Here is a 19,970-nt window from a genome sequence, read left to right as displayed (position 1 = left end):
TAATTTTTTATGATGTTCCTACTGCTTTTTTTAGAAGCGCTGAACCGGCAATACCGGGTTCGGTCATTTCCTTCGCATCCAAAATGATGTCGAGTTCTTCTGAGGTCAGATATCCATGACGTATACAAATTGACCGTACGGACTGTCCCGTGACAAGTGCTTCCTTTGCAACTTTAGATGCAATTTCATAACTGACATGCGGATTGATCGCAGTTACGATTCCAACACTTGATTCCACTAACTTTCTACAATGTTCAACATTTGCCGTAATTCCTTTAATTGCAAACTCTGACAGTACATCTACACCATTTGTTAGCATCGTGAGGGATTTAAATAAATTAGATACAATCACTGGCCCCATCACATTAAGTTCTAATTGACCTGCTTCAGAGGCAAGCGAAATGGTATGGTCATTTCCGATAACCTGAAATGATATCTGATTAATAACTTCCGGGATAACAGGGTTCACTTTTCCCGGCATGATGGATGAACCTGGTTGTCTGGCAGGTAAGTTAATTTCATTGAATCCAGTTAACGGGCCAGATGATAGTAACCGTAAATCATTTGCAATTTTGGATAGGTTGATAGCTAAGATTTTCAACGCAGAAGAGATTTCTGTATAACGATCTGTATTTTGTGTAATGTCCACTAAGTTCTCTGCTGTTTCCAATGGGTAGTTTGTTTCTTCTATTAAATATTCCATCATCTTTTCGCGATAATCAATTCTAGCATTCAGACCCGTTCCTATCGCAGTTGCTCCAATACTAATTTTATTTAACTGCCGTACAGATTGTTCAATCCGATCTATATCCCGTCGAATGACACAGGCATAAGCACCAAACTCTTGACCAAGTCGTATTGGTATGGCATCTTGCAAATGTGTACGCCCCATTTTGATAACGCTTTCAAATTCCTTCTCTTTAATGACTAACTGTTTATGCAAGGTATTCAAACCTGTGCCTAAGTCTTTTGCTAATTTTAGCAAGGTAAGATGGACGGCTGTCGGGATTACATCATTTGTTGACTGGGACATATTGACATGAGAGTTTGAGCTAACAGTGACATTGGAACTGTTCAATATCTCAATTGCGCGATTGGCAAGTACTTCATTAACATTCATATTTAATGAAGTGCCAGCACCTCCCTGAATCGTATCCACTACAATCTGGTTATTCCACAAACCCAGTTTCATTTCCTGAGCGGACTTTCTGATTGCTAATGAGATGGATTTATCCAACAGTCCTATCTCGGCATTGGCTTTAGCCGCAACTTTTTTAATGATTGCTATAGATCGAATCAATTCTGGATGTGGTTTCTCCCCCGTAATCGGAAAGTTATCAAGGGCTCTAGCTGTTTGTATACCATAATAAGCATTTGTAGGAATCTGCTTCTCTCCTAAAGAGTCACTTTCTATACGATATTTCACATCTACCCATCCCTTTCTAGATCGATATCAACAATTGATAATCTACGATGAATTGGAGATACAATTATCTTCTCAGACAGTTTCGTCAACAAGCAAAACCTTATTTGTAGTTTAAAAGATGATGAAGAAGCTAGCATCCTAAATTGAGACCCTAAACATTCCAAGCGCAATCAGATCATTTAATCCAGCTGCTGATCAATTGTGAGAATACCATTTAACATGACATCACTCGCAATTTTAATATCTTCAGATGTACTGTATTCTTCGGGACAATGACTCTTGCCATCGATACTTTTTACAAAAATCATCGCAGATTTTGAAATAAGGGACATATGAGCAGCGTCATGTACTGCCATGCTCGGCAACGTCATATAAGGAACAGATATTCGTTCTGCGGAATCTTGTAAAATGGAGACAATTTCTTCATTCAACGTAGTAGGTTTTTGTTGCTGTAAAATGGATTGACTCATTTGCACTTTACGACGTTGCGTCACTTCATTCCACTTCGTTTCAATCTTGTCTACTACTTGGTCCATACGCTCTTGGCATTCTCCCCTAATCTCCAGCACGAACTCTACTTGCCCGGGAACGATATTTACGGCATTCGGCAATACCTCCAATTTCCCTACCGTACCAACCAGATCCGTTTCATCTTCCCCGCAAATTTGCTCCACTACAAGAATCATCTCACTAACAGCAGTGAGTGCATCGAAGCGATGTGACATCATCGTCGTTCCCGAATGATTTGCTTCCCCAATTACCGTTACCTTACTTCTGTAAACGCCAACCAGACTGTTAATAATCGCCACGGATTTATCATTTGACTCTAAGCGCTTTCCTTGTTCTATATGCATCTCCACAAAGATTCTCTTCTCTTCATGCATCGACGCCATTTCATGTATCTGCTCGATATCTCCATTTACTTTCTGCAAAGCATCACGTAATAGAAGACCTGTAGAGTCAGTGGCCATTCGTAGTTCATCTTCCGTCAGTTTACCAACGAAAGCACGGCTCCCTAGCGTAGACAAACCAAAGTCATTTGACTCTTCCGCAGTGAAAGAGACGATTTCCAAGTCGTGATCAAAGGTAATATCGTTTTCGATTACGGTTCGAATAATCTCTTTGGCAACAAGTGTCCCTAAGGCCCCATCATATTTCCCCCCGTTTGGAACTGTGTCCAAATGGGATCCGATGACTATACTCCCTTTTTTCTTTCCATTGCCTTTTAGCTTCCCCCAAATATTCGCAATGCCATCAATTGTTATGTCTAAACCTAGATCCTGTAACTCTTTAATGAAGCGTATCCGAACTTCCAAATCCGCCGGTGAGAAACTTGGTCGTGTAATCCCTCCACGTTCATCACGACCATATTCCGCATAGCTATCAAGATCGTCAAGTAAACGCGGCAACTGAATCTGCAACATTATTTGTCCTCCCTATGACTGATAAGTATCTATCGACGTTTCAGTTGTTGTACTGTGATCTTTAATTTGTTTTGTCTTTTTTTGATCATTTACATAACTTTCAACTACAGAACTTGTATCTGGTTTTGTCATATAGCTGACCCCGACCATTACAATCGTATTGGCAATTAAACCAATTAGACCAGGATGTATTTCAAACGGTGTTGTCGATGCAAATACTTGGAAGTAGAGGTTGACCGCAAAGCCCACCACTATTCCTGTAAATACACCTTGAGTTGTCACGCGTTTCCAATACAGTGCACTTAGCACACCTGGCGTAAACTGAATGATTGAACCATAAGCCCCTAATAATAAAGCTACTACGCCTTGTCCGCCGAATACCGCGATACAATATGCAAGAGCTCCAATCAGTACTACAGCACTTCGCATAATCAATAGCGTCACTTTATCTGATAAATTCGGAAACATATTTTTAATAACGCCATCTGTAAATTCCATTGATGCACTATGTGTAATGACATCAGCACTCGACATTGCTGCGGCTAATGCTGCTGCACCTACTAGGCCATATAACCAGCCTGGTAAGGATAAAAATGTCGTAATGAGATAGGGTAAAATTTGATCGGATTCACCGACAGCACTAACATTAACAACCCCAACCGCAGCGAATCCTGCAAGTAATAAAGGGATAATTAATAATGCAAATAACGGATAAGCGATAACCGTCTTTTTTATCGTCACTGCATTTGATGAATAGGATCTTGCAAACATATGCGGCCACATAAGAAACCCTATGACGGAAACTAATATGACCGAAGTAAAGGCAGTAGTAGACATTGTTGAACCCTCTACTCCAATTCGAAGGAAATCAGGATCAGCTGCTGCAATTTTTGAAAACATTTCGGTTGTCGTTCCGTGCATTTTCTTTACTATCATGATTCCTACAACCCAAGATACCGTGATCATTAATGCTCCTTGGAACACGTCAGACCAAGCTGCTGCGCGTAATCCACCTGTTGCCACATAAGTAACTACAATAGCATAAGCAACTAAAGCACCGAACCAAAAAGCAATTCTTCCTTCCGTCATAAGATTAAAAATAATAGCCATTCCACGTAATTGAGTCGCTAAATACTGAATACAAGCAAAGAAGGCAATGAACCCAACAAGGATCCCAAGTGCTTTACTTCGAAAGCGCGTCTGTAGAAAACCGACCAATGAATAGAGATTGAATTTACGTCCAATTCTTCCGATCTTTGGACCGAGAATATACCAAGGCAAAAGTGAAAATGCTAAATACGCCAGTATGTAAAACGCAGGAGCTCCGCGTGTAAATGCCCATCCTGGTGCACCTAAAAATGAAAAGGCGCTAAAAATGGCTCCACCCATTAAAAACCAAGTTAAGAATAGTCCTAAACCTCTACCTGCAGTAGTAAATTCTTCTAATGAGGCTTTGTTCGTACCTCTACCGGCCATTACACCAACAATAAGTGCTACAGCTAAATACAACACCATAATTAACATCGATATTTGCCAATGTTCCATCTACTTATACCTCCTCTTTATCTGGGTCAATGAAATATAGAATGAGGACTGCTATAAAAGTAATGACAATCCATAATATAATCCAGAAAAAACTGTATGGAAGCCCCAGTATTAATGGATAGGCTTTATTACCAAAGGTAAATATCGGAAAGAGAACCGTTGAAAACAACAATGTGCTAATAATGATGTAGTACGTACGAAAACTTCGAACACTCATATATGCCACCTCTTTTTAACGTATTGACTGTTACATTAGCGTCTTTTGACGTAATCCTAATACAACATGAATTGTCGCTGATCTTATGCTACTTAACATGATTCTTTCTATGCTATTACGGACATCTGTTTAAAAAAATATGTAGCCTTAGATTGTTATGTCTATGACTACATATGTTAGTTACTATGAATATTGCAAATTATTCGTCTCCTAGAACTCCATATGACGGAGCAATTTCGGGTGTGATTGCTCTTATTCGATACTCTTCAGCTTGTGGGCCATAAACTTCCCACGCCCTTTTCAAATCTTCAAGTGGTTGGTCACTGTAATCCACTCGTAAGTCTACAAATGGGAAAGCATCCTCTTGATAAACTAATAATCCGATGGAATGTTCTTGATCCAGCTCTCCACCCATCTCAAAACCTTTAGAAATAGCAGCAATTAACCGATCAGCCAACGTGCCTTTTGCATCCAAAAAGGTTTTCCCCATCTGTTCTGGAATGTTGGGGTCACTTAATAAATTCCCGATACTTGCAACGTTTTTAGCGGAAAATTCTCCATGGACTCCTAGAGCTTTATTACCTGTAAAGACGGCTGAGTTCCCGCTTGCATCCACGACGGCTAATTGACGATATTCTCTGAAGGGTGTCGTTTCCTTCATTGCATTGATTGCCGATTCCGCGTCAAAACCGTTTTCTAAGACATTCAAACCGATATTGGCAAGTCTTGGGTCCGTCACGTTTTGCGTTAAAATCGCCCCAACGCCTTGCTTCGCCCACGGACACCTTGCGCCTACTGAAGGACTGCTTGATGTAACAATAACCCCTAGTGCACCTGTTTCTTCACATCGTCCTGCGACTGAAAAAGTATTTGTAAATTTCATAATTACCCTCCATTACTGCTTGTTCGATAGTTTTCTTATCTCGTATTTATTCGCTAATTACTGCTTCAACGTCAATTTCCATCAACATTTCAGGCATTGCAAATCCGCTTACAATTAATCCCGTACTGCATGGATAGACATCTTTAAAATGTTCAGCAATTACTGGATATACTTTACTGCGGTCCTCACGCTTCAAAATATAAACTGTCATCTTACAAATATCTTTAACGGATCCACCAGCCTCTTCAATTAATTGCTTTACACAACGGCAAGCCATATCTGTTTGTACAGCTACATCATCAACGCCGTGGAAGTTACCTTCTAAATCGAAACCTGTTTGACCACGAAGAAAAATGCGATTACCAGCGCGGACAGCCATACTTAGCTCATTCACAATATGGTGTTCCGGCTTTCCTAAACCTGAAGGGTAAAATTCATCTGTCTTAAACTTTCTGATACGTTGGATCTCCACTTTTTGTGTATTTTCATAGATTGTCATTTGTATATTCCTCCACTTTTCAAGTTATTTTTTCATTAATCTTTTCTCGTTCTGTTGAACAACTGGTTTAAGATGATTCCAACCTAGTAACCAATTGGCTTCATCTACTTCTCCTTTTGAAAATAATTCACGAATGCGTGTAGATGAAATGGTTTTTCCTGCGCTACACAGCACCGGATCCAAAATGAACACATCAAAATACTTACGTAATGTATTTACATCACCTTCTCGTCCTCTTCCAAAGCGAAAATCATGACCTTCGAAAATCTCCACTGGATTCAAATTTATCAATTCCTGCAGAAATCGCTCCACGCCCTGTGAAATATAATCCGCATTGAATTGCGCTACAACCACGTGATCTACACCTAGCTTTTCAAGCATCTCCAATTTCTCAGGTAGCGAAGTTAGTAATTTCACATGTTGGAAAAAAACTTTTGGTGGCGGGTCGAATGTATACACAACAAGTGGCACACCCAATTCCACAGCCTGCTCACGAGCTTGCCTCACTAATGTTTGGTGGCCAATATGTAGTCCATCTAACGCACCGATAGTTAGAACACACTCCGGAAGCTTTAATGTTTTGGATTTATGAACTTGCATGCATGACACCTCTTCCCTCTAGTTTTTCTTACATAAGTTGCGCTGTCCCACAGTAATGGGACAGCTAAACATTATGGTTGGAATACTAACGAAGACGATAAATTTGCAGCTTTCATCACCATTTCACGATTTGGAGTCAAATCATAATTGTTAAAGACAGCTGCATGTTGCGCGAATGGCGGGCTTTGTGCAAACAATTCAAATGTAATTTGGTGACCTGCATAGGAAGAGTTCAGCATGTCACGTGCAAAGTAAAGCAATTTGGCACGTTCTTCTGCACTCCACTCACCAACAGAATAAAATCTATCAATATATTCCTTGATTTTTGGATCCTTCATCGTTTCCATGTCAGGTGTCACAGCTAATTGTCCACCTACTAACTCACGTGCCAAATGTGCCATTTCAGGGAAATGTTTTAGCGCAAACACACGACCTGTATATAGAAGAGACTGATTAGGCATCATTAATCCGCCTGGTGATAATTGCGCTTCCGAAACAGCAGCTGTCAGATGAGCATTGATCGTTTCACGATAGTTGATTAGCTCCGAAAGTTTTTGCTGAACTGCAGGAATCTTTGTCAAACCTGTTTGCTCCACATTTAATAATGCAGCACCGATTAGATAATCCGCTCTTCTTAAAATTCGTAGTACATAGTTGTATGAAGAATAACGGTGTACCGTTTCACGAATATATTTCGCTGACTCTAAATTACGGTGGAATAACACATTCTCCCAAGGTATTAGCACGTCATCAAAAATCAACAATGTATCAATCTCTTCAAACTTACTAGACAGTGGGTAGTTTACTGGATCTTTTCCAGCTCCAACAGGAGATCGGCAAATATGTTTTAGCCCCGGGGATCCCATATCACAAATGAAACCAACTGCATAGTTTTCCATATTGACACTGGAATTTGACCAGTTAGAAATCGTTGGTTTTACGAATGCTTGGTGTGCATAAGCAGCGGCAGTTTCAAACTTTGCACCACGCACTACAATTCCTTTATCATTTTCAGCAACGATATGAAGGAGTGTTCCACCATCTTCACCGTTGATTAACTTACTGCGGTCTCCTTTTGGATCCGTGTTGGCTGAAACGTGAAATAAATCCTCTTTCGCCACACGCGCAACATGATGTTTAATATTTTGTGCATAGGTCGGGTCAATTTCATTCAAACGGTCTTGCGCATCATATAACGACCACATTTCACCGATTGTTTCATCCCCTACACGGTAGACAACTCCACCTAGATCATCTAAAACGGTTTCTACATACGTACGAATACCTTTTAGATCATCCTTTGTTTTTGGTAGTTTAAAAGCACGGCAAATTTCATCACCATCCGCAAGCTTAACAGTCAATTTGTCTTTGTACTTCGCTTCATGGTTCATATCATACATACGTGCTTTTACATCGATGATTGGCTTGAATGCCGGATGATTTGCAATGTCATATACTCTTTCTCCGTCAATATATACTTCTCTTCCATCATTCAGTGATCTGCGGTAGTCGTCTCCTGTTAATAAAGCCATTTAAATTCCTCCCTGGGTATCTGATTTTATTGTGAAATTAAATACTGCCACCTGCGTGACTAATAATGTATTTACCTAGTTTTTTTGCTTCTTCTGTATGCTGTTTGACAATAGACTTAGCAGCTTCCTTATCTCCCGCTTCATACGCTTTCAATAATGCTAAATGATCATCAGCCAGTTTATTCAACTCTTCGCGTGCAGTACTACTATTTTCTTCAAATGCTACTCGCAAAGCACTGCTCATAACTGCTTCAGCCGTCAGGCGACGATAGGAGTCTAGTAAAGTAGCATTATTCGTTAAAGCAATCGTATAATCATGGAGCGAAATATTCGCCTCAATATATTTATCGATATCTGTAATACCTTTTTCTTTATCTGCCAACGTTTCTTCTACACGACTCCTGAAATCAGACAGTTCTTCATTAGATAGATTGCCAACTGTCTTTTCAATAGCCGCAACTTCTAGTGCACAACGTGTTTCCAAAGCTTCCGTTAGCATCTCAATACTTAGCGGAGTAACGGAGAAATCACCATTTTCACTACGCTTGATTAACCCTTCGCCTTCTAATTTGGTAAGTGCGTAGTAGATTACTTGTCTTGGAACTTCTAGTTTTTCTGTCAAACTGGCAACACTGAATGGCTCCATTAGTTGGAAATCTCTTTTCAACACTTTACTTCGTAAATCTAGATAAACCATTTCATCATTGTGTGAAATGAAGCGTCCGAATTTTCCACGGTAGTAAGTCAATGGATTACGTTCTTCAGAATCCGCATGTATAACTTCTGCAAGGAACACAGAATGCGTACCGCCTGTCACTTCTTGTACGACCCTGCACTCCAGATGGGCAAGTGTATCTTTTAAGATCGGCTCACCTAATTTCCCTTCAACCGTTTCAATATCTTTGAATTTGTCAGATGAAGGTCTAGCAAACTGTAAAGCTATGTCTCCCTGGTCCTCATGCAGTATGTTCACACCAAAAACCTTTGCTTGGGAAATTGCATTACACGTCCCGGTTGCTTGGTTGATACATACTAGCAACATTGGAGGTTCAACCGATAGTGAGGAAACTGCACTTGCCGTCACCCCATAATTGACACCTTCATGCTTTGTTGTAATAACCGTAACACCGCTAGTAAAATGTCCGATTACATCCCGAAAGACTAAGTTATCCACCCTTGCCGGCTTTCCCTTTTCACTAATCTCTGTTCCCATCATAATCCCTCCTAAATTAGTTTACGGACATAGTCCTAAATAAGTCCCTTATTCGACAAAAAAATATAAAATCTGCATTTCCCTATAAAAGTAAGTCGAATCGGATGTACTTATTTGGTAGTAATTACCGTATAATGCCTCAAATGTAATATACATACTGTTCAAAACACTATCAACGCTTTTTTTATTTCTACTTTCAGATTTCAATACTAGCGAATTATTTTGAAAGCGATTACATTTATTCTGACATCATTCGAGTAATCCAAATAATTTCATTTAACCATAGTACCTACTATCATATGATTAAATAAATTTAAACTACTACATATTCTCCCCCTTAAAAGCCAATGTCCGTAAGCAGACCGTATATAGGTAATGAAATAGGGAAATATTTATACTGGCTAAGTGAATTCGTACCAGTTACTGAACTCCCTTGTTATTAATATACAGCACTTATTTTTAATGTCAACTATTTTTTACAATATTTAGAAAACTTAATTAATGAATGAGTACACAGTCACTTTCAATCTTCTGGTCTATGACGAACTAGTAGAAACAATAAATTTCATTTGATTCTTATAGTAGCTTATGTGTATTCTTGTAATAATACGAATGTCCTTTTACAACTATTAAGGACTTCACCTTGGATAATAGTAAATGATCGATACAAATCGCTTGAAAATGATGAATGGAGGGTATCTATGAATAACCGAATTTCGGAAATGGTAGAGAACATAAGGGATCTATTGATTGAATGGCGTCGAGATTTCCATACATACGCGGAAGCTGGATGGGTTGAATTTCGGACAGCCTCCCTTATCGCCTCACGACTTTCTAGCTGGGGATACGAAGTACGTGCGGGACGCGATGTAATGGATGAAAGTACTCGAATGGGCGTTCCCGGTCAGGCGTATTTGGAAGAACAATTTGATCGCGCCATCCAGCAAGGGGCTAATACAGAGTGGGTTGCACAATTACGCTCTGGCTTTACTGGCGTTGTCGGCACTTTAGATACAGGTAAGCCAGGCCCGACCATTGGATTACGTTTTGATATGGATGCCTTGGACCTGCAAGAGTCCTCTGATGAATGTCATTTTCCAGTAAAAGAAAGGTTTACCTCCGTCAACGACCGAATGATGCACGCTTGCGGTCATGATGCACATATGGCAATCGGACTTGGCATCGCTTCCCTTTTAGCTGAATTAAAGGACAGTTTAAACGGCAAATTCAAACTTATTTTTCAGCCTGCTGAAGAAGGTGTTCGTGGTGCAAAGTCTATGGTGAAGGCTGGAGTTGTTGACGACGTAGATATTTTCATTTCTCAACATATCGGTCTAGGTGCGGAATTAGGTGAATTCGTTTGCAGTGATCTAGGATTTCTAGCTACTACAAAATTGAATGTTAGTTTTCTAGGCAAAGCTGCACATGCTGGAGCAAATCCTGAAGAAGGCAAAAACGCTTTATTAGCCGCAGCAACGGCGACCTTAAATATGCATGCTATCTCTCCCCACAGTTCAGGAGAATCCCGAATCAATGTTGGGGTTTTACACGCAGGCACCGGACGCAATATTATTCCAAATAAGGCAGACCTCCAAGTAGAAACGCGTGGCGCTACAACAGAAATAAATGAATACATGTATGAACGTATGAGAAAAATCGTGAAGACTGCTGGGGATATGTATGAGGTGGAAACACATATAGAAGAAGTCGGCGCAGCCCCAACATGTACTCCTAGTGAACATTTAGTAGCAGTTTTACGGAAGAAAACCAAATCATTGAAAGGCATCCAAAAAATCACAAATACTTTCACATCTGGTGGTTCTGAGGATGCTACCTATATGATGTCACGCGTTAAAGAAAACGGCGGGCAAGCAGCTTATGTAGTGTTTGGGACGACACTTAGTGCAGGTCATCATAATGAAAAGTTCGATATCGATGAAGAAGTCATACCATTAGCAGTAAAAACATTAGTACATTGTATCACACAATTTGATACACCATTAGTTCCGTCAAACAAAGGAGAATAACTATGAAAACTAGAGTAGGAATTGTCGGACCAAAAGACAGTGTAGAAATTATGAAGGACATCGCGAAGGAATTTGAGGATCAGATGACCCCTGTTTGTTTTGAATATAAAAATTCGATTGAAACAACAGAAATCGTAGAAAAAAACCAACATATTATTGATATCTGGATTTTTTCTGGACAAACACCCTTTTCACTCGCAAAAGAAAGCTCTTCTAATCAGCTCTTTTTCTATTTATCTTTGGATGGTTCTAGTTTAACAAAAACACTGTTAAATATTGTTTATAATAGTAAAAATGATTTACGTAACATTAGTTTTGATATGATGGAGGAACGTGATATATCCGAGACATACCGTTCCTTAAATATTTCATATGAACAATGCCATCTTTATGAATACCACGGAGTTACACCTATCAATCAAATCATTGAATTTCATTCAATGCTATACAACAAGGGTAAAGTATCCGTTTGTGTAACTAGTTTGAGTGATGTCTATGAAGCATTGACTTCCCAGGGGATACCTGTATACAGAGTTACACCTACTTTGGCAAACGTTCGAACAACATATACATCTGCATTACAGCAATGGGAAGCCCTCAATTTTAAACAATCTCAGTTAACAGTTATGTTAATATCTATTGATAATATTAATAAAATTGAAAAGCCTCATTCATTTTCTTATGATATACATCGTTTGAATTTAGAATTGCAATCGGCGATTTTAACATTCACTGAATCTATATCCGGCTCATTTTTATCCATTGGTACAGGGACGTTTATAATATTTTCTACTAGGGGTTCGCTACGAAACGCAGGTGATCAAAGTGTTCGTTTATTGGATAGTTTATCCTTAATTACAGATTTTCCATCGAACATTGGAATAGGCTATGGTGACTCCGCTTTAGCTGCAGAAGAAAACGCAAGATTAGCGTTATTGCATGCACAAAACTATAATTCGAATAGTGCCTTTTTAGTCGAAAATGACGGCATGGTAAAAGGACCACTTAATAAATCTAAAAGTATTTCTTTTGAGTTTAGGAATGTAGATGAAGAAATCGGAAATAAGCTAAAGGAATGCGGTGTATCTATTACTTCCTTCAATAAAATTATGTCTGTTCAACGAAACTTGGGAAAGCATGCAATCACTGCAGCAGATATTGCTGAATGGTTGAAAATGACCGAACGTAATGCTCGCCGGCTTCTAAATAATCTTACGAATGCTGGTATCGCAAAAATCATTGGACAGGAAGCACCTGCAACGAGAGGACGCCCCCGCAACGTTTATCAGGTAGGATTAAATTATTTATCTAATGCACCCGAATAGAATAATGTAGCTAGGGCATGTGCAAATTGTTTAGGATCTTTGCACATACTCTTCTTTTGTTACAAACAATCTATATGATTTTAAAAATAGTTTGACAGGTTGGAATGTTTTGTCTAATCTGTTAACTGTATTACAAAGAATAGAGTAAAGAAGTATTTACCAAAAATGATAAGGAGCTGTTTAGTATGCCGTTCGTCCACATTAAAATGATTGAGAAGCGCTGTTCCTCCGAAAAAAAAGAAATAATGATTAAAGAGGTCACTGATTTAATCGCTGGTATTTTGGAGCAGGATGTAGAAACGGTGCGTGTTCAACTTGAAGAAATGCGGCCTGAAGATTGGGGTATTGCCGGAGAATCTGTTAAAAAACGAACTGAAAAAAGCCTGACATAAATAATTTATTATATTTAATTTCGGTCTATTAAGGGAAAATATCCAATTACAAATTATACCTATTGGTTCTTAAGAGATCATATAGGTTCGATTTTATCGTTAATTGGTTCTAAATAATTGAATTTGATGGATGGTACTCCCGCGCGAAACTATCATGATTGTTTAAACCTTTATGAATCACGTTTTTTCGCGCAGGCAACCTCCCTTAAACCCCATCAATATATAATCCACCCACCCTTCTTATTAAAGAGTCTGCAGTTCAATACAAGAATCACCTATCTTCCACATCCTAACCTTCATAAACAAAGAGTTTTTTCTTTTAATCATATAAATGAATCGCATCGAAAAATCGATAAAGTTTTGCGGGTTTTTCTATGATTAGCTTAATCACTCTATATTCTGTGCTATTTTTTATGATGAGGAGTTACTTTACTTGTTTTTCTTCGTCGTCATGGCTTTTATGATACTGGATTATCTGATAAGAGCCTTTTTTGAGTGGAGGGTGTAACCTTATAAAAAATACGAAGTGTGAGACGTTAGGTACAAAAATAAAAGATACTCTCGAAATAGTCTCTTTGGAAATAATTATTCCCCTTTTCGTGTCGTGCTTTTATTAAATGCGTAATAGGCAGTACCCGCTATGAACAATGCCGTACTAAGCCACATCGTAATGCCGTTCCACTCCCCTTTAAACAATGTAATATTTGCTAGATTAATAAGATGGATTGCTATAAAGAAAAGATATAATCCGGTCGTCGTCTTCATTACTTTACACCTCCAGTACATATCTTTTTTGCGTAATCTGAGCGCAATCGCTTATAAAGCCATCGCACCCGATTCTAGCATACATGTTTTATAATTCTCCTATGTATTTCTCTTTGCTACTTAATTTCACTAAAAATGGATATAAAAATAAAACAAGAACGAATAAAATGGGAAATAAGCTTAGTAATATAACTGCTGGCACGTCAAAGAACATTTGAATGATCAATGGCAATAAAACGATCGGAGTTAACATACCGATTTTCCCTTTAGATTTTTGCGTTTGATACTGTTTTTCCTCGCAGTATGGGCAAGTCATCGCAGGATTTAATGTGGCTGTCTTTTTTATTGTTTGTTTCCAGCTCCACTGATGATGGCAATTTTCGCATGTAGGCATTACATTACCTCCTGTTTTCAAAATGGCCCGATTGCTAGATCTACGCAATCGAGCCATTTTATATAGAATTTTACTTTCTACAAGTGGATATAAACATCGATGCATCTTGATTCGCAAAAATCTGTTTCCCATGATAGAAAGTCTTACATGTAGTCGACGTAAATCCGACTTCGGCTAATAGGCTTTTTAGTTCATTATGCGAAAACCCACTATGAATTTTCGGATGATTGACTTGATCATTTTTATCAAAATCAACAATTATTAGCTGGCCATCATGAGGTAAGATACTAAACAGCTTTTGCAAAATTAATTTAGTATCGGGAATATGAAGAAGAACTAAAGAGAGTAACACGATGTCTGCCTTAAGTTCAGGCATGTCTTCGGTAAAATCTGAATACAGTACTTCGCAGTTCGTAATGCCTCTTGCCATAATTTTATCTGTTGCATCATGTAACGCTTGTTTTGAAGAGTCCACTAGCAATATCGAATCTACTAAGTCCGTTAGTTCCAAACTAACTAGACCCGAACCACTCCCATAGTCTACTAATTTTTTTGATTCACTACCTCGTAATAATGGTCTTACTTCTTCCACAATCACGTTAACCAATTCCATTCGTTTTTCTGTTTCCATACTTCACACTCATTTCATTTAATATATTACCTGATCGGGACTTTGTTTCGTACCTTTTCTGTTACGACAGTAAAGGCATCCAGTAACTTTTCAGGGACCAAGTCCTGAAAATATTAAAATGGTTGACGCTAATGTACAAAATGATTGCCAAGTCTTGTCAAGTATAACACCCGATCGCAACGAATTAACAAGAATACAATTCCAGCAGTTTTTCTTTCGTTAATTTATTCGGGCTACTCATATCAATTAAATAGGGTAATTGCCATTGCTGTGTTTCCATTGCTTGTTTACTAGTGGGATGATCCCAGCTAGGATACACTCTTATTGCCATTTTCCCTTTTGTTGAACTAGATCTAAGAATATTCTGTTTGAAAAGTACTTCCTTTGGGAAAATAAATTGTCCAAACTCCTGATCACTCTTAAAAGTAGTTATAACTAACAAATCAAACGCTTCTTCATATGAATAAGGCTGATTTTTATTGTTTTCATCTTTTTTCCAAAGCGCTACAAATTGCCCCACTTTTGTAGGTGTTCTATTCGCTACCTAAATCGAACGGTTTTAGAGGATATTTGAAATGTACCAGCGCCATATTTAGCGTTTTGCTTTTCTTCTTGCACCGACTTCAACATTAAATTATTTGGCTCATATAGCATTTTATTCATATGGGTTAATGCTCTATAAAATCTTTCATTGTTCGACCCCTCTACTTCACAGTTACTTGGCTCGTTACGATAGTCTATAATAATTTTCAGCAGTATATATAGACCACCACCAAAACTTAGAACCTTGACTAACAACGAATCTATCTAGCCATAATTCAAAGTTCGATTCTAGTGGCGCAGCTTCTTCAAATGATTCTATACAGGATTTCCAAAAAAGGTAGTTTCTTTTATTTTGTGAGTAGGATTCAGAATTAATTACAATATTATCCTGGGATATGTATGCAATATTATAACAACCTTCATATCGTTCGTAGTGTTCATTTAATTCGATAATTTGTTTTAAGCTATAAAGTTCTATTTCTCCGCCAAATGTGATGTCATCAAATAAACGACAACCATTCGTTATTTTAAGAAATCCTTTATAGTCTGGCGGAATTAGTAAACCCGTTTGTTTTTCAAAGTTTTGTATTTCCTCCTCACTTGCTGGTGGATTGAACGTGCATTTAGCTTTATACAAATATCCTTCTTTGTCTTGGATTTGAAGAATGTTATGATTTTCATTTAAACGCTTTTTTAAGGCATTCAAAGTTTGTATAACTATACTTCCTTCTGTTTGCATCAAAATCTCCCCCTCATTCTATATTATCAAAACTACTGTTTGATTTTTCCCTAGCATCATGCTATTTAGACCATTCCATTCATTAGCTTAACTTATTTTGTGTATAGTTCATCCTCATCATCAATCATAAGCCTTTGTCTGTCACTTTTAGAGTTGATTTGCACCTATTTCAAGTGCTATTTTTCACTAAAAATAAATATTCCAGCCTAATTTCCCTTTTAAATGCTAGAAAAATTAGGCTTATGATGTTCAACAATCGCGCCCGATTCTGGAACAGCGTAAGCGTAATTTTGCAATTGAGTAGGCTACTCTACCAATAACTCATTCAAAAATGGTAATAATTCTTTTTCAAAATCAACGAATTCATCGTCAGCCAACTGACGTAAATAGTGTGCAGTTTTTGACTTCTGTTCAGTTGAAAGTTGCGCATATAAATCAGGGTCAACAAATTTCTTCACAATACGTGCTACTGTGTAAATTTCAGAATCTGTGGTCATTTGCATATAGTTATACTGCATTTCCGCATATCCGTACAGTGTGTATAACGGCTCTATATAATCTGTGTCGTACTCTTCATTTTCAAAAAAGAGTGCACTATCTCTTAGCATATCTTGAATACCATTATCCATTCCTGCTTCATAAACAGACATTTTATTATAAAACACAAATGTCGTACTACCAAATAGGATTACCAGTAAAGCTAATATAATAAGACGCGCTTTTACTTTCATAGAATTTCCCTCGACTTCCCCAAATTAAGTAATTACACACTGTTTTTTCCTACGTTAAATGGCCCTATTGTTGAATAGTGTGCAGATCCTTATACAAGAATCGCGACATTTATGTTATTAACAAAGAGAATCATCTTTTTCACTTAATTTAAATTTTGAAATTATAAACGGAACAAATATTAGACTTAACCATCCCAAAGTTAATAACCTCTGCGATTGAGCAGAGATGTATTGTCTGTCACCACAATTGGGGCAGTCTTTTCCCTTCTTAGAAAATCCAAGAGCGATTATGTCTTTGGTATTCCACTTGTAATTACAGTTAGTGCAAGGTGGCATGATTATCCCCTCCTATTCTCCATTACCAAATATTAACAAAACGGCCATATTGTTGTACGGATGCAAAGCCTTATTCCAGAATCGCACCCCATTGGCGCATATATTTTAGTTCATTTTATATAGTGAAAGGCACTCATTCCTTATCGAACCATAACCTTTCGTGTGCTACTAAAAATATTCCGTTTTTTGATTCAAGCCAAATTTCGTTTTCTGTAAACTCGATCAATACAGCCCTTCCATAATTGCGCCATTCAAGATATTCAATAATCTCTATTGTTAGCCAACATTCATATCTTCCCACGTACGTTCCGTTTTTTCTTTCAACGTCATCCATGTCATAATGAATGATTGCCAACGGATTAAAATCAAGTAACCCATCTAACATAAAACCTTTCCTCTCCATATCCTGAATGTTAAACGGATACTCAATCTGTTATATCGGTTGAACATTTTTGTTATTGCACCCGTTAGTTTTACAAGATAACGTTTTAACATGTTAGAGTAACCTCGTTTTACTTTTTAATCTTTTTTGATTGAAAATATACTGAAACAATAATAATAATGACGAGTATGTTTAGTATTATTAGAAAAAAGTTATGGCTGAATAACAAAATAGGTATTGATGCTATATTTAAGATTGGTGCTATATTAGGTACCTCAACACCCATAATACCTAATATTACAGCACCTATACCAATACCAGCACAGCACAATAAAAATATAAATAACCATCTTACTAAATACAATATTACAATAAACGTTCTCTCAAAAAAATTTGAAACATATAGGCCTCTTTCTAACTACTTATTATAAGGAATTGTAGGTCACTCTCCAAACTATTAAAACAAGCAAAAAACCAGTTGATTCTTTAACTAAATAAATGGCCTGTTTCAGGAACAGGTGATCTTCCACAACTCCCCCTCGATTCTTGAAAAATGATTTTATTTATCTCTTCAATCCGTTCAGTTAACTTCTCCTAATCGTCCTCCCGTCCAATTCGGGGTATATCAACTCGATACATTTCTTATTTTAATGATCTTTTCCAGGTCCTTAATTAATCCACATAAAACGAAAAAGCTATTTTTTTATTCCCCTCATTACGGTTGGCATGGAATTTAAAGACAACCCTATAAACACCTTTACGCTGTGTATAGGATGACGGTAACTTCTGCTCCATTTTTTTGCCGGGTTCTAATACATTTAATTTATCCTCTGTTACTACATCATCTGCCGCAACCCAAACGTTATCTTGTAAGTATTCCAAGCTAGTTCCTAGCCCTGTGTAATCCACCGGTGTTTCCCCATCATTTCTTATAATAACAACCGGTGTCGCTCCCCGATCGTATCTCTCTTGGCTAACTGATATAGAAATGGAAATATCTCCATCTTTATAAATTGAATCAATATTATTCATTTCCCTTTGATTTTCTCTCTCTTTAATGATCTTTTCTTCTGAACAAGCAGCTAAAATCATTACGATTCCAATTAATATAATTAAATTTTTATTTTTCATTTTATTCCTCCTCTTTGCCAGTAGACTGTGAAGAGTTAAATAAGTTTCATCTTTCTTTAATTGGCCCTATTACTGAAAACGGGTGCAATTCTTCTTCAAGAAATGCACCCGATTGTCTGAAGAACCTTTACAAGCTTAGGTCCTCAAAAGGCAAGAAATAAGCTAAAACTAAATACACGAGTAAGCTGGCTGGTAAAATGAAAAAGATAATTCGAACTGCAAGTGAAGAAATCCCAAAATATTCTGCAATGCCCCCACAGACTCCTGAAATAATTTTGTCTCTTGAACTTTTCTTGAGTTTATTTTGCATTCTAATCCACCTCTTCTTTGTAAAATAATCTAGTTCGTTTATGTTATTTGACACGATCTCCTGTTAAGCAATCGCACTCCGATTGTTTAACAGGCATTCTTGCTCTATTTCCTAGTAAACAGAGCTTATTATCTTTGCCATGTAGTATTCATCAACAAACTCATCATTAATAAATAAAGAATGTCTTTTTATTCCCTCGACCTCGAAGCCCATTTTTTTATATAAAGAAAGACCTGCTTGGTTCCCAGTAACGACTGTTAATTCTAAACGACGAATACTGTGTTGTGTAGCCCATTGCTCCAATTCTTTAAATAGCTTCGATCCTACACCTTGACCTCGATAATTCTCGGATATACCGACAACAATATAAGCCGAGTGCTTGTTTCTTTTCGCATCGACACCGATAGCAAATAAGTATCCCACTAACTCATTATTTTTGTTTTCAGCTACTAAAATAGTGAAATTATTACTATCCTTCATACGCTCTATCATCTTTTTTTGACGTTCGTCTTCAATTTCCCTTTCCCCGGCTTCCCAAAGCATGTATTCAGAACTTGCTTCTACTTGCTGAATTAGATTGGAAAGTTTTTCTGCATCTGAATTTTCTATTTCCCTTAATATCAAATTATTTCTCCCATCATAAATTATCCAACAATCTAGCCCTATTGTGGAAAATCCTTATTCAGTTATCGCACTCATTTGGTGAATTATCAACAAGCTATTCGATAAACATTAGCATTTGTAGGAACAAAGAAAAAATCATTTTTTCTATTTATCAAACGTATAAATCCAAACACAATAAATATTAGAGCAATTGGTAAAGTATAAAAGTCGTTAATAGGTGTAAGAAAACCTATTAAAAAAATTACAATACCCAACAGTATCATTACGATACCCAAACCACTCACCCCCGTTTACCTGATCT

At 37.5% G+C, this 19,970-nt stretch carries 20 protein-coding genes and 1 pseudogene; 3 read left to right on the top strand and 18 right to left on the bottom strand.

Annotation, left to right across the window (positions count from 1 at the left end; translation table 11 throughout):
* Positions 1–7: 7 nt before the first annotated feature.
* From CSV80_RS06690 to CSV80_RS06650, 8 genes are all read right to left on the bottom strand, one after another.
* Positions 8–1,426 (bottom strand): aspartate ammonia-lyase, encoded by a 1,419-nt coding sequence (locus CSV80_RS06690; protein WP_099670140.1) that lies wholly within the window; start codon positions 1,424–1,426, stop codon positions 8–10.
* 179 nt (positions 1,427–1,605) lie between these two features.
* Complete coding sequence (locus CSV80_RS06685) at positions 1,606–2,850, bottom strand: Zn-dependent hydrolase (protein WP_233201535.1); 1,245 nt, start codon at positions 2,848–2,850, stop codon at positions 1,606–1,608.
* Between the two features lie 12 nt (positions 2,851–2,862).
* Complete coding sequence (locus CSV80_RS06680) at positions 2,863–4,395, bottom strand: sodium:solute symporter family protein (protein ID WP_233201534.1); 1,533 nt, start codon at positions 4,393–4,395, stop codon at positions 2,863–2,865.
* 416 nt (positions 4,396–4,811) lie between these two features.
* The gene (locus tag CSV80_RS06670) at positions 4,812–5,495 is read right to left on the bottom strand and encodes a DUF1028 domain-containing protein (RefSeq protein ID WP_099670138.1); all 684 of its coding nucleotides are present in this window, start codon (positions 5,493–5,495) and stop codon (positions 4,812–4,814) included.
* A gap of 46 nt (positions 5,496–5,541) precedes the next feature.
* Positions 5,542–5,994, bottom strand: a complete 453-nt coding sequence (locus CSV80_RS06665; RefSeq protein ID WP_099670137.1) for a RidA family protein — start codon at positions 5,992–5,994, stop codon at positions 5,542–5,544.
* 24 nt (positions 5,995–6,018) lie between these two features.
* Positions 6,019–6,594, bottom strand: coding sequence for an adenylyltransferase/cytidyltransferase family protein (locus CSV80_RS06660; protein WP_099670136.1), 576 nt, complete (start codon positions 6,592–6,594; stop codon positions 6,019–6,021).
* 71 nt (positions 6,595–6,665) lie between these two features.
* On the bottom strand, positions 6,666–8,126 hold the full coding sequence (locus tag CSV80_RS06655; RefSeq protein WP_099670135.1) for a 4-hydroxyphenylacetate 3-hydroxylase family protein: 1,461 nt from the start codon (positions 8,124–8,126) through the stop codon (positions 6,666–6,668).
* 37 nt (positions 8,127–8,163) lie between these two features.
* On the bottom strand, positions 8,164–9,339 hold the full coding sequence (locus tag CSV80_RS06650) for a flavin reductase (protein ID WP_099670134.1): 1,176 nt from the start codon (positions 9,337–9,339) through the stop codon (positions 8,164–8,166).
* A gap of 701 nt (positions 9,340–10,040) precedes the next feature.
* Between CSV80_RS06650 and CSV80_RS06645 the strand changes: the two genes are divergently transcribed.
* The 3 genes from CSV80_RS06645 (at position 10,041) to CSV80_RS06635 (ending at position 13,083) form a co-directional block, all read left to right on the top strand.
* On the top strand, positions 10,041–11,366 hold the full coding sequence (locus CSV80_RS06645) for an amidohydrolase (protein ID WP_099670133.1): 1,326 nt from the start codon (positions 10,041–10,043) through the stop codon (positions 11,364–11,366).
* Positions 11,367–11,368: 2 nt separating this feature from the next.
* Entirely contained in the window at positions 11,369–12,691 is a 1,323-nt protein-coding gene (locus CSV80_RS06640; protein WP_099670132.1) for a helix-turn-helix domain-containing protein, read from the top strand.
* 185 nt (positions 12,692–12,876) lie between these two features.
* Positions 12,877–13,083 carry a tautomerase family protein gene (locus CSV80_RS06635; protein ID WP_199083936.1) on the top strand — a complete coding sequence of 69 codons (207 nt, stop codon included), beginning with the start codon at positions 12,877–12,879 and terminating at the stop codon, positions 13,081–13,083.
* 585 nt (positions 13,084–13,668) lie between these two features.
* On the opposite strand, the gene CSV80_RS06630 is transcribed toward CSV80_RS06635, so the two are convergent.
* From CSV80_RS06630 to CSV80_RS06575, 10 genes and pseudogenes are all read right to left on the bottom strand, one after another.
* The gene (locus tag CSV80_RS06630) at positions 13,669–13,848 is read right to left on the bottom strand and encodes a hypothetical protein (RefSeq protein WP_099670130.1); all 180 of its coding nucleotides are present in this window, start codon (positions 13,846–13,848) and stop codon (positions 13,669–13,671) included.
* An 88-nt stretch (positions 13,849–13,936) separates the two neighbouring features.
* Positions 13,937–14,242, bottom strand: a complete 306-nt coding sequence (locus CSV80_RS06625; RefSeq protein ID WP_099670129.1) for a TIGR04104 family putative zinc finger protein — start codon at positions 14,240–14,242, stop codon at positions 13,937–13,939.
* A 70-nt stretch (positions 14,243–14,312) separates the two neighbouring features.
* A complete protein-coding gene (locus CSV80_RS06620) occupies positions 14,313–14,873 on the bottom strand; it encodes a class I SAM-dependent methyltransferase (RefSeq protein ID WP_369802808.1) in 561 nt (186 codons plus the stop codon).
* A 184-nt stretch (positions 14,874–15,057) separates the two neighbouring features.
* Positions 15,058–15,536 (bottom strand): annotated as a pseudogene (locus CSV80_RS06615) (MepB family protein).
* Between the two features lie 64 nt (positions 15,537–15,600).
* On the bottom strand, positions 15,601–16,155 hold the full coding sequence (locus CSV80_RS06610) for an SMI1/KNR4 family protein (RefSeq protein ID WP_099670128.1): 555 nt from the start codon (positions 16,153–16,155) through the stop codon (positions 15,601–15,603).
* Positions 16,156–16,460: 305 nt separating this feature from the next.
* A complete protein-coding gene (locus tag CSV80_RS06605) occupies positions 16,461–16,886 on the bottom strand; it encodes a hypothetical protein (RefSeq protein WP_099670127.1) in 426 nt (141 codons plus the stop codon).
* A 469-nt stretch (positions 16,887–17,355) separates the two neighbouring features.
* A complete protein-coding gene (locus CSV80_RS06595; protein WP_099670125.1) occupies positions 17,356–17,607 on the bottom strand; it encodes a hypothetical protein in 252 nt (83 codons plus the stop codon).
* A 669-nt stretch (positions 17,608–18,276) separates the two neighbouring features.
* Positions 18,277–18,735 carry an immunoglobulin-like domain-containing protein gene (locus CSV80_RS06585; RefSeq protein WP_099670123.1) on the bottom strand — a complete coding sequence of 153 codons (459 nt, stop codon included), beginning with the start codon at positions 18,733–18,735 and terminating at the stop codon, positions 18,277–18,279.
* A 127-nt stretch (positions 18,736–18,862) separates the two neighbouring features.
* The gene (locus CSV80_RS06580; RefSeq protein WP_099670122.1) at positions 18,863–19,045 is read right to left on the bottom strand and encodes a PspC domain-containing protein; all 183 of its coding nucleotides are present in this window, start codon (positions 19,043–19,045) and stop codon (positions 18,863–18,865) included.
* A gap of 111 nt (positions 19,046–19,156) precedes the next feature.
* Entirely contained in the window at positions 19,157–19,669 is a 513-nt protein-coding gene (locus tag CSV80_RS06575) for a GNAT family N-acetyltransferase (RefSeq protein WP_099670121.1), read from the bottom strand.
* Between the last annotated feature and the right edge of the window lie 301 nt (positions 19,670–19,970).

It is taken from the genome of Sporosarcina sp. P12(2017), from assembly GCF_002743035.1.
GTDB classification, from domain to species: domain Bacteria; phylum Bacillota; class Bacilli; order Bacillales_A; family Planococcaceae; genus Sporosarcina; species Sporosarcina ureae.
Note: the sequence above shows the minus strand (reverse complement) of the source record. Positions and strands in the feature narration are given on the sequence as shown.